A 10,711-nucleotide genomic window follows, 5' to 3' on the forward strand; every position below is an offset into this window, starting at 1 on the left:
AAGTTATGTATTTTTATATATAAGGAGACATCATGAGAAGTAAGAAAAATTTATTTATCTTTTTCACTATTTTTATCTTTGCAAGTGTTGTTATTTATCTTGCTTCTCAGTTTAGAGATCTACCACCAATTTTACAGAGAGGATTACAACCATCAACTTTTCCTATTGCTTGCGCAGTACTGATAATATTACTTAGTTTTATATTATGGTTAAAGAGTAATAGAGAAGAAGATATACCTGAAGCTAATTTTAATATTATGACGATAAAAATATTTTTTATTATTCCAGTATTTATATTGGTATTGATGGTAGATTTTTTCTTAGCAGTTACTTTGTCGTCTTTAGCTATTCATATGTTATGGACAAAGAAAATAAAAATACTTCCTGTTTTTTTATTAGGAATTGTTTTACCTCTCTTTATTTATGTTTTATTTGATCAAATTTTAGGAGTTAGATTTCCAGATGGAATTATAATGAATTATGTGCATGAGGGGGCTTTATGGAAATAGTTTGGAGTGCTTTAGGTAATTTAGCTGATATTGAGTTGTTTATATGGATTATTATTGCGTCAATTGGTGGTATTTTAATTGGTTCATTACCAGGATTAAATGCTACAACAGGAGTTGCACTAATTCTTCCATTTACAATTACAATGAGCCCTATACCAGCTGCAACAATTATGCTAACTATTTATTGTGCAGCAACGTTTGCTGGCGCTATTACTGCTATTTTAATTAATACTCCTGGAACATCTGCAAGTGCTACAACTTGCTTAGATGGATATCCACTTGCACAAAGAGGAGAAGCAGGTAGAGCATTAGGAATAGCGACTGTATCTTCAGGTATTGGCGGTATAATAAGTATTATTTGTTTGATGGTGGCAGCCCCTCTTCTTGCTGATGTTGCTTATAAATTTTCTCCACCAGAATATTTAACATTAACTATTTTTGCTATATCTATGTTAGCAACAGTTGGAAATAGTTCTGTTTTAAAAAATCTATTATCAGGTCTTTTGGGAATATTGATTGCAACTATAGGTGTTGATCCTTTAACAACTATAGATCGTTTTACTTTCGGGGTTACTGCTTTATATGAAGGAATAAATTTAGTGCCAATGATGATAGGTATTTTTGGAATTAGTGAATTATTTATTCAGGCTTCTAAGTCATCAAAGACAGGTAATATTATAAAAATGGATAAAATTAAATTACCGTCTTTGCTGGATTATAAACGAATTTGGAAAACTATTTTACGTTCTTCTGGTATTGGTACATTTATTGGTGTTTTACCTGCAGAGGGGGCAACAGTAGCATCTATAGTTGGGTATAACGAAGCTAAACGTTGGTCTAAGACTCCCGATGAATTTGGTAAAGGATCTATTGAGGGTATTGCTGGTTCTGAAGCCGCAAATAATTCTGCAACAGGTGGATCTATGGTACCAAGCCTTGCTTTAGGTATCCCAGGTAGCCCTACAGCAGCTGTAATTATTGCTGGATTAATGATTCATGGAATTAATCCAGGTCCTAACTTGTTTATTGAAAATGGAGAAGCTGTTTATACAATTTTTTGGGCTATGCTTTTGGCTAATATTATCTTTTTTATTATTGGATTAGCTGGGGCTAAATTATTTGCTCGAATTACATTTATTCCAACATCTATTTTATGGCCAATGGTATTTGTTTTTTGTATTGTTGGAGCATATGCAGTAAGTCTGTCTGTAGTAGATGTTTATGTTGCATTAATTTTCGGGATTCTTGGATATTTAATGAGATTATTTGGCTTTTCAGTAATTCCTCTAACCATAGGATTGATTTTAGGTGGCGTTTTAGAATTAAGATTAGGACAAACAATAACAATGCTTAAAGGGAATTGGTGGACTATCTTAGAGCGTCCAATATCTGTTTTCTTTATTCTTTCAACAATTCTTGTTTTTGTTATGCCAATTATTAAGGCTTATTGGAATAAACGTAAAAGTATAAAAAAATGATAATTTAAAATATTTAAATAAAGTTGAATTATTAGTTAATTCTACATAAAACTATAATTTGGAAATTAAAAATGAATAATAACTTTATACTAGCAGTTAACACCTCTATTTATGATGGGTATAACTTGGAAACAGTATTTGCTTCGATTAAACGATGTGGATTTAATTATTTTGAATTAGCCTATAATCAGGGTTATGTTGGTAATTTAAATCAAGATTTGTTTAGTGAAGAAAATGCTAATTATATTAACTTGCTAAAAAGTAAATATGGATTAGCTACATTAGCGTTAGGTTGCACAATGGATCTGTCTACAGATAATTTATTTGAGATATTTTCTCCTCGTCTTAAATTTGCCAATTTAATTGGTGCTAAATATATCAATGTTTGCACCACCAAATTAGCCAATAAGGAGAAGTTAATAACGAATTTAGTATCTTTAAAACCTTTATTACAAAAATATCAATGTATTTTGTGTTTGGAAAATGGTGGTGATTATAATTTTGATGCTTTTATTGATGTGGACGATGGTGTTGAAATATTAAATCAATTAGACAGAAAATATTATGCGATAAATTTTGATCCAGGCAATATGGTTACTTATAACAACCAATTAAATGTAATAGAGGAAGCAATAAAATCTCTGCCATATTGTAAACATTTTCATATTAAAGATGTTTTTGTTGAGAATGAAAAATTTAAATTTTTATCAATAGGTGAAGGGATTATTGATTATAAGACGATTCTTTTAGGGATTAAGGAAAGACAGTTATGTTGTAGTTTGGAAATTCCATTAAGAATTTATAGAGAATTAGATTCAACACCAAAAAGATATGCAAATAAGATTTCGATTAATGTGATTGAAGAAACATTAATTAAGTCTCGTACATATATTTATAACATCATTTAGGAGTTAAAGAAAAATGATGATCTATAAAGAAGCTGATCTATTAACAGAAATTGCGATTGCCTATTATGAGCATGAATTAACCCAAGAAGAAATTGCGAATAAGTTTAATATTTCCAGAATAAAGGTTGGTCGATTATTAAAAAAAGCAAGAGAAGAGGGGGTAGTAGAAATTAATGTTAAATATCACCCTATTTTTACTTCTCAATTAGAAAAGCGATTAATTGATGAGTTTGGGATTCAGAGAGCATTGATTGCGATTGATGCCCAAAATGAAGTAGAGCAAAGAAGGCAGGTAGCATCGTTAGTGAGTTCATATCTCTCGCATACATTAAAAGATGGAATGACGATAGCTGTTGGTCAAGGACGTAATGTTGCCTCAGTTGGTGAACATATCGGTATTTTTCCTGCAAAATCTTGTAAGTTTATTTGTGGTATTGGTGGCGTTCAGCGTAATGGTGAGCCTGTTGATGCAGATCATACTTGCCGAAATTTAGCGCGAAATTTCAGTGGTATTAACGAAACGCTCTATGCTCCCGCATATCTTGAAGATAAAGAGTTTCGAGATGTTTTTATGAAAAATGGTGTGATTAAAGAAACCTTAGATAGAGCTAGAAAAGCTGATATTGCTTTAGTTGGTATTGGCGATATGAATGAAAACAGCTATATGGTGCAGCTCGGTTGGTTTACACCACAAGAAGTTACAGAAGCGAAACGAAATTTAGGGGTTATTGGTGATATTGCGGGGTATGGTTTTTTTAATTTGCAAGGGGAATCAGTCGAAACGGTAATGAGTGATCGCGTGATAGGGCTGAGCCTTGAAGATTTAAGGGCAATTCCTTGTGTAATTGGTATTGCTTCTGAAAGCAGTAAAGCAATGGCGATATTAGGCGCATTAAGAACGGGTATTATCAATATCATTGCGACCACAGCAAGTAATGTGAATACCATTTTAAATTTAACAAAAATGTAATTATGAAGGAGAACTTGATATGAAAATTGCAGTTGGCTGTGATGAAGCAGCATATAACTTAAAAGTAGAACTAATGAAATATTTGGATACGTTAGGTATTGAATATGATGATTTTGGCGCTAAAGCTGGAGATGTTGTTTTATACCCTGATATTGCAGAAGCTGTGGCATTAGCGGTTGCTGAGGGAAAATATGAGCGTGCAATTTTGACCTGTGGTACAGGTATTGGTATGGCGATTACCGCAAATAAGATTCCAGGTGTCAGAGCTGCAGTATGCCATGATGTTTTTTCAGCAGAAAGATCAAGAAAGAGTAATGATGCGCAGATTATCTGTTTTGGTGAGCGTGTGATTGGCGTTGAACTTGCTAAATCATTATTAAAAACTTGGTTAGATTGTGATTTTTCTGGTGGTGGTTCAGCTCCTAAAGTCGCAAAAATTAATGAGATTGACCAAAAATATCATCGCTGATATTTCAATAAAAGTTTAAAGATTCCTTAACGATACAAAGAGGGTGTAACTATGAAAAAACCTAGCTTAATTTCAACAACAGTATTATCTGTCATTCTTTCATCGAGTGTGTTGGCTGCGGGGACACATGAATTAGCGTTAAGTCATTATGGCTCACCAACAGATACCGTAACTAAAGCAACGGAATTTATGGCTAAAAGGGTAAATGAGCTATCTAAAGGAAGAATTACGATTAAATTACACCCAAATAGTGAGCTAGGACCATCAGGTACACAAATTGATGGAACAAGAATGGGAACTATCGATATTGTTGTGGTAGGGAATCCATATTATACAACATTTAATGAGAAGCTTAATTTATTAGATTTACCATTTTTATTTAATGATGAAAATCATGTAGAAAAAGTATTAAATAGTGAAGTTGGGGAGAAATTACTAAAATCATTAGAGCAATATGGTTTAAAAGGTTTAGCTTTTTATGAAATAGGCTTTCGTGATATTACGAATAGTAAGCGACAAATTAAATCAGTTAAAGATCTCTCTCATCTAAAATTAAGAACTACACCAAATCCTGCGCATATTGCCGCATTTAAAGAATGGGGAGCAAATCCAACGCCAATGCCATTTAATGAAGTTTATTTTTCATTAAAAACAGGGGTAATAGATGGACAAGAAAACCCAATTCATCATATTTATAATAATAATCTACAAGAGGTCCAAAAATATTTATCTTTAACACACCACGCTTATACTGCGGCACCAATGGCAATGAATTTGGATCGCTTTAATTATTTAGATAAAGAGGATCAAGAAATATTATTGCAAGCGGCCAAAGAGGGAGCAAATTTAGAAAAAGCATTAAATGTTGAAGAAAATAAAATATATTTAGAAAAATTAAAACAACAAGGTATGGAAATTGAAGAATCACCAGATATTACTTCATTCCAAGCTGGCGCAAAAAAAGCATGGGACGATTATGCTAAAAAATTTGGTGATCAAGAAATCAAGACTATTTCTAATCTTAAATAATAGCATCTTTTAAATTATACCTATATAAGGAGAAAGGGATATGATTGAGCATTATGAGAAATTTATTAAAAAAACATTTTTGTCATTGGGGTGTCTCTTTTTCCTTATTCTGGTTTTGATGACATTTATCCAAGTAATTACGAGATATGTTATTAATATTTCTTTTCCTTGGGCAGAAGAGTTTTTAAGATTCTGTTATACCTATATGATCCTATTTGGGATATTAACAACAACCCAGATACAAGTTCCTTTGTTAAGGATAATGATATTTGAAAAGTTTAAATATGGCTGGTTATTATCCTCTGTATTATATATTGTGATGTTAATTTCACTATTTTTGCTCGTTAAAGGTGGAATAAAACTCTATAGTATGAATTTAAATAGTTATTATTCTGCATTTAAAATTTCAATTTCTTGGGTCTATGTTCCATTTATTCTATGTCTATCTCTTGAGATGATTAGAATCGTCATTGCTTTTATATCATTAGCAAAAACCAAAGTTGTGGGGGAATTGTAATGTCATTTATTATTTTATTGGGCGTAATGTTTATTTTAACAGTCTTTGGATTGCCATTATTTTATAGCATTATTTTCTCTTCAATTATTACTTTATTCTTATTTTTACCTTATGTTCCTGTAACGATTGTTGCTCAACAAGTTATGCAGGGAATTGATACAAATGCCTTGCAAGCATTGGCATTTTTCTTCTTAGCTGGTGAACTGATGAGTGTTGGTGGGATTACGGCTCGGATTATTCGGTTTGTAACCTCATTTGTCGGTCGTTGGAAAGGTTCTCTTGCTTATATTAATATTTTTTCTAGCTTATTTTTTGGATCAATTAGTGGCTCAGCCGTCGCTTCAACAGCTGCTATTGGTAGTTCATTAATTCCTGAAATGAAAAATAAGAATTACCCCGCACCTTTTTCTGCCGCATTAACACAATCGGCATCAATTATTGGACCAATAATTCCACCTAGTGTTCCTATGATCGTATTTGCTGCACTTGCTGGTGCAGGTGTTTCTGTCGGAAAAATGTTTTTATCTGGTATCATTCCTGGACTATTAATTGCATTTACACTGATATTAGTTACTTGCTTAATTTCTAAAATTAAAGGTTTTGGTAATCAATCAACAGCTTTTAGTTGGCAAGAGGTAAAAGAAAGTTCTAAAGATGCAATTTGGGCTTTATTTTGTCCAATTATTATCTTATATGGCATTATTTCTGGTATTTTTACAGCAACAGAAGCGGGCGCTGTATCTGTGGTGTATGCCTGTTTAGTAGGAAAATTTATCTATAAAGAATTAAATTTAGAAAGACTAAAAAAAGCACTTATATCTTCTTTAAAAGGAACAATAACAGTGATGTTAATAGTTGGTGCTTCTTCAATATTTGCATGGGTTATTGCAAGATTACAAATTAGTCATCAAATAGCAAATTATGTAGCTGAAATTTGTTCTTCTCCTATATCTGCCCTTATTTTAATAAATATTATTGTCTTCTTTATTGGTATGATAATGGATCCAACAGCGGCATTAACGATACTTGTTCCTGTTTTTATGCCAATTATTAATCAGTTTGGTATATCACCAATTCACTTCGGTTTGGTCATTATTTTAAATTTAATGATAGGTTTAATAACGCCGCCAGTAGGATACCTCATATATTTATCCGCTAATATTGCTGAATGTGAGCCAATTAAAGTATTAAAAAGTAGTGTACCATATTTACTTTCTTTATTAGCATTATTAGGGCTTTTAATATTAGTGCCAGAATTGAGTACTTATTTGCCAAATGTGTTCTTTGAATAGAGGAGATTCATTATGAATAAAGATTGGATAGATTTATCAATGCCTATTTCTAATAACCATATACGTTGGAAAACAGTGATTGATAAAAAAGGAAACTTTAATGATGGGGATTTATTTGAGGCGACACAAATACAAGTATCTTGTCATGCTTTTACTCATATGGACGCATTAAGCCATATTAATAAAGAGGGGTATGATATTTTAGATATTAATCCTAGTACTTATATTGGTGAGTTTTATATTATCGATCTTTCAACCTATATTACAGATAACTTTGCGATTACTGAAAATATTTTAAAGAGTGTTTGGCCACAAAATAATCCTGATAAAATTATTTTTAAAACACATTGGGATACTTTTTATAGTTATAACTCTAAGGAGTTTTGGACAAGATCGCCTTATTTGACTGATGATGCTGTAATATTTATGAAAAATAAAAATATAACTATTGTTGCATTTGATTTTCCTCAAGATTATCCAATTCGATTTTGGGTGGAAAATAAGATTGAAAAACCTTTAGAAAAACATACAACGCATTACCACTTATTGTCGCAAGGAATAACTTTAGTGGAGTATCTTTGTAATACTAAAAATATTACAAGCAATAAGGTATATGCTGTTATGGCACCAATCGCTATTGAAAAGGCAGATGGTGCGCCTTGTCGAGTATTAATAAAAAATATTGAGGAATGAATCAATGAAAAATAAAATTTATTTTGGAACTAATCTGAAAATGTATAAAGGGAATAAAGAGCTTATTCATTATTTATCAGCATTAGGAAGATTATATAAAGAACAAATCAAGCAAAATAATATAGAATTGTTTGTCATACCTTCATATACAACATTAAGTGATGCTTCTCATTTAGTTAAAACAGAATTAAATAATGTGATCACTATTGGTGCTCAAAATATGTGTTATGCCGATGCTGGGCAATTTACGGGTGAAATATCGCCATTAATGTTAAAAGAGTTGGATGTTAAATTAGTGATGATTGGACATTCAGAGCGACGTCATATTTTTAAAGAAACCGATCAAGAAGAAAATAAAAAGGTTCTTTCTGCATTAAAACATCAATTTATTACATTATTATGTGTTGGTGAAACATTAGAACAAAAAGAATATGGTATTTCTGATGAAGTATTAAGAATGCAATTAAAAATTGGTTTAAATGGTGTTACTAAAGAACAAATACCACTTGTGAGGGTAGCTTATGAGCCAGTCTGGGCAATAGGTGAAAATGGTATTCCTGCGACAGCTGAATATGCGGAAGAGAAACATATCACGATTAAGCAATGTTTATTTGACATTTTTGGCAAAGAGGGGCTGGATATTCCTGTATTGTATGGTGGTAGTGTTAATCCAAATAATGCTAATCAATTAATAAATAAAAAGAATATTGATGGACTTTTTGTTGGGCGAAGTGCATGGAATGCAAAAGACTTTGTTGATTTAATGAAAGGTGCATTGAATGCGTTATCTGTAAATAATGAGGATAATCAATATTATCAAACAGCATTAAAATTGATTGAGTATTTAGGGGGCAATAACAATATTACAGCATTAACACATTGTGCTACCAGAATTAGGGTGGTATTAAATAACCCAGAAAATATCGATAAAAATAAAATAGAAAAATTAGAATTAGTAAGAGGATTATTCTCTATTACAAATCAATATCAAATTATATTGGGAAAAGAGATTGTTGATATTGTGCATCAAAAAATGCAAGAACAACTTTCATATCAAATTTAGTAATTTAACTTTTAGGAGAAAGAAAAATGGAAACTCAACTAGACACATTACGTAAATTAACCGTTGTAGTTGCAGATACAGGTGATATTGAAGCAATCAAAGCCTACCAACCAGAAGATGCAACGACGAACCCATCTCTTATTCTTAGCGCCTCTCAATTACCACAATATGCGTCATTAATTGATGAAGCAGTGGCTTATGCGAAAAGTAAAAGTGCAGATAAAGCACAACAACTGATTGATGCAGAAGATAAATTAGCGGTTAACATTGGTTTAGAAATTTTAAAAATTGTCCCAGGGCGTATTTCAACGGAAGTTGATGCGCGCCTTTCTTATGATACACAAGCGACAGTAGAAAAAGCACGTAAACTGATTGCCCTGTATAACGAAGCAGGTATCAGCAATGATCGTATTTTGATTAAAATCGCTTCAACTTGGCAAGGCATTCGAGCAGCGGAAATTTTAGAAAAAGAGGGGATCAACTGTAACTTAACGTTATTATTCTCAGAAGCGCAAGCACGTGCGTGTGCAGAAGCAGGTGTGTATCTCATTTCGCCATTTGTAGGGCGTATTTTAGATTGGTATAAAGCAAATGGTGATAAAAAAGAGTTTGCACCAAGTGAAGATCCAGGTGTGATTTCGGTAACCAAAATTTATCACTATTACAAACAATATGGTTATAAAACGGTGGTAATGGGGGCAAGTTTCCGTAATGTAGGTGAAATTACGGAGTTAGCGGGCTGCGATCGTTTAACGATTTCACCAGCATTATTGAAAGAATTACAAGCAAATACGAGTGAATTACCGCGTAAACTTGATTATCAAGGTGAAGTATTAGCTCGCCCAGCAGCAATGACTGAAGCGGAATTCTATTGGCAACATAATATGGACGCGATGGCGGTAGAAAAATTAGCAGAAGGTATCCGTAAATTTGCTGCAGATATTGAAAAATTAGAAGCGATGCTTGTTACTAAACTTTAACAGAAAATAAGGAATGAAGAATATGCCTACAAGAAGAGAGCGAGCAAATGCAATCCGCTTTTTAAGTATAGATGCAGTACAAAAAGCAAAATCAGGGCACCCAGGAGCGCCAATGGGCATGGCGGATATCGCAGAAGTGTTATGGCGTGATTTTTTATCACATAACCCGACTAATCCGTACTGGGCAAACCGCGACCGTTTTATCTTATCGAATGGACACGGTTCGATGTTAATTTATAGCTTATTACATTTAACGGGCTATGAGTTATCGATAGAAGATTTAAAGCAATTCCGCCAATTACATTCAAAAACGCCAGGGCACCCAGAATATGGTTATGCCCCAGGCGTTGAAACTACCACAGGTCCATTGGGACAAGGGATAACGAATGCAGTGGGTATGGCGATAGCCGAAAAGACCTTAGCAGGACAATTTAACCGCCCAGGTCATGAGATAATAGACCACCACACCTATGTCTTTTTAGGCGATGGTTGTTTAATGGAGGGAATCTCTCATGAAGCATGCTCATTAGCAGGCACATTAGGACTAGGTAAATTAATAGCGTTTTACGATGATAATAACATCTCGATTGACGGACACGTTGATGGCTGGTTTACTGATGATACACAAAAACGCTTTGAGTCCTATGGTTGGCACGTGATTCCATCGGTTGATGGACATAATGCTGCCGAAATCAAAGCGGCGATTGAAGCAGCAAAAGCAGAAAGCAACAAACCAAGTTTAATTATTTGTAAAACGATAATTGGTTATGGCTCACCAAACAAAGCCAATTCACACGATTGTC

12 protein-coding genes are annotated in these 10,711 nt (G+C 33.0%); all 12 read left to right on the forward strand.

What is annotated here, in order from left to right; translation table 11 throughout:
• The first annotated feature begins 32 nt into the window (after positions 1–32).
• Entirely contained in the window at positions 33–509 is a 477-nt protein-coding gene (locus ACFFHK_RS06095; protein ID WP_382370583.1) for a tripartite tricarboxylate transporter TctB family protein, read from the forward strand.
• On the forward strand, positions 500–1,987 hold the full coding sequence (locus tag ACFFHK_RS06100; protein WP_382370585.1) for a tripartite tricarboxylate transporter permease: 1,488 nt from the start codon (positions 500–502) through the stop codon (positions 1,985–1,987). Before ACFFHK_RS06095 ends, ACFFHK_RS06100 begins: the two co-directional genes overlap by 10 nt.
• 71 nt (positions 1,988–2,058) lie before the next feature.
• Complete coding sequence (locus tag ACFFHK_RS06105; protein WP_382370587.1) at positions 2,059–2,895, forward strand: sugar phosphate isomerase/epimerase family protein; 837 nt, start codon at positions 2,059–2,061, stop codon at positions 2,893–2,895.
• Positions 2,896–2,911: 16 nt separating this feature from the next.
• Positions 2,912–3,865, forward strand: coding sequence for a sugar-binding transcriptional regulator (locus ACFFHK_RS06110; protein ID WP_382370613.1), 954 nt, complete (start codon positions 2,912–2,914; stop codon positions 3,863–3,865).
• A 19-nt stretch (positions 3,866–3,884) separates the two neighbouring features.
• Positions 3,885–4,334 carry a ribose 5-phosphate isomerase B gene (gene rpiB / locus ACFFHK_RS06115; protein ID WP_382370589.1) on the forward strand — a complete coding sequence of 150 codons (450 nt, stop codon included), beginning with the start codon at positions 3,885–3,887 and terminating at the stop codon, positions 4,332–4,334.
• A 51-nt stretch (positions 4,335–4,385) separates the two neighbouring features.
• Positions 4,386–5,363, forward strand: a complete 978-nt coding sequence (locus ACFFHK_RS06120; protein WP_382370591.1) for a TRAP transporter substrate-binding protein — start codon at positions 4,386–4,388, stop codon at positions 5,361–5,363.
• Between the two features lie 40 nt (positions 5,364–5,403).
• Positions 5,404–5,880, forward strand: coding sequence for a TRAP transporter small permease (locus ACFFHK_RS06125; RefSeq protein ID WP_382370593.1), 477 nt, complete (start codon positions 5,404–5,406; stop codon positions 5,878–5,880).
• Positions 5,880–7,172 (forward strand): TRAP transporter large permease, encoded by a 1,293-nt coding sequence (locus ACFFHK_RS06130; RefSeq protein ID WP_382370595.1) that lies wholly within the window; start codon positions 5,880–5,882, stop codon positions 7,170–7,172. The genes ACFFHK_RS06125 and ACFFHK_RS06130 overlap by 1 nt, the downstream gene beginning before the upstream one ends.
• Before the next feature lie 12 nt (positions 7,173–7,184).
• Positions 7,185–7,865 (forward strand): cyclase family protein, encoded by a 681-nt coding sequence (locus ACFFHK_RS06135; protein ID WP_382370597.1) that lies wholly within the window; start codon positions 7,185–7,187, stop codon positions 7,863–7,865.
• 4 nt (positions 7,866–7,869) lie between these two features.
• Positions 7,870–8,928 (forward strand): triose-phosphate isomerase, encoded by a 1,059-nt coding sequence (locus ACFFHK_RS06140; RefSeq protein WP_382370599.1) that lies wholly within the window; start codon positions 7,870–7,872, stop codon positions 8,926–8,928.
• Positions 8,929–8,954: 26 nt separating this feature from the next.
• The gene (gene tal / locus ACFFHK_RS06145) at positions 8,955–9,908 is read left to right on the forward strand and encodes a transaldolase (RefSeq protein ID WP_382370601.1); all 954 of its coding nucleotides are present in this window, start codon (positions 8,955–8,957) and stop codon (positions 9,906–9,908) included.
• A 22-nt stretch (positions 9,909–9,930) separates the two neighbouring features.
• A partial coding sequence (locus tag ACFFHK_RS06150) for a thiamine pyrophosphate-binding protein (RefSeq protein ID WP_512700286.1) occupies positions 9,931–10,711 on the forward strand: 781 nt, incomplete at its 3' end.

The sequence above is a fragment of the Gallibacterium trehalosifermentans genome (genome assembly GCF_042433055.1).
Lineage (GTDB): Bacteria > Pseudomonadota > Gammaproteobacteria > Enterobacterales > Pasteurellaceae > Gallibacterium > Gallibacterium trehalosifermentans.

Coding starts and splice junctions, on each gene's coding strand:
- ACFFHK_RS06135 (WP_382370597.1), top strand. CDS start 7,185: ATGAATAAAGATTGGATAGATTTATCAATGCCTATTTCTAATAACCAT.
- rpiB (WP_382370589.1), top strand. CDS start 3,885: ATGAAAATTGCAGTTGGCTGTGATGAAGCAGCATATAACTTAAAAGTA.
- ACFFHK_RS06140 (WP_382370599.1), top strand. CDS start 7,870: ATGAAAAATAAAATTTATTTTGGAACTAATCTGAAAATGTATAAAGGG.
- ACFFHK_RS06100 (WP_382370585.1), top strand. CDS start 500: ATGGAAATAGTTTGGAGTGCTTTAGGTAATTTAGCTGATATTGAGTTG.
- ACFFHK_RS06120 (WP_382370591.1), top strand. CDS start 4,386: ATGAAAAAACCTAGCTTAATTTCAACAACAGTATTATCTGTCATTCTT.
- ACFFHK_RS06125 (WP_382370593.1), top strand. CDS start 5,404: ATGATTGAGCATTATGAGAAATTTATTAAAAAAACATTTTTGTCATTG.
- ACFFHK_RS06095 (WP_382370583.1), top strand. CDS start 33: ATGAGAAGTAAGAAAAATTTATTTATCTTTTTCACTATTTTTATCTTT.
- ACFFHK_RS06105 (WP_382370587.1), top strand. CDS start 2,059: ATGAATAATAACTTTATACTAGCAGTTAACACCTCTATTTATGATGGG.
- tal (WP_382370601.1), top strand. CDS start 8,955: ATGGAAACTCAACTAGACACATTACGTAAATTAACCGTTGTAGTTGCA.
- ACFFHK_RS06130 (WP_382370595.1), top strand. CDS start 5,880: ATGTCATTTATTATTTTATTGGGCGTAATGTTTATTTTAACAGTCTTT.
- ACFFHK_RS06110 (WP_382370613.1), top strand. CDS start 2,912: ATGATCTATAAAGAAGCTGATCTATTAACAGAAATTGCGATTGCCTAT.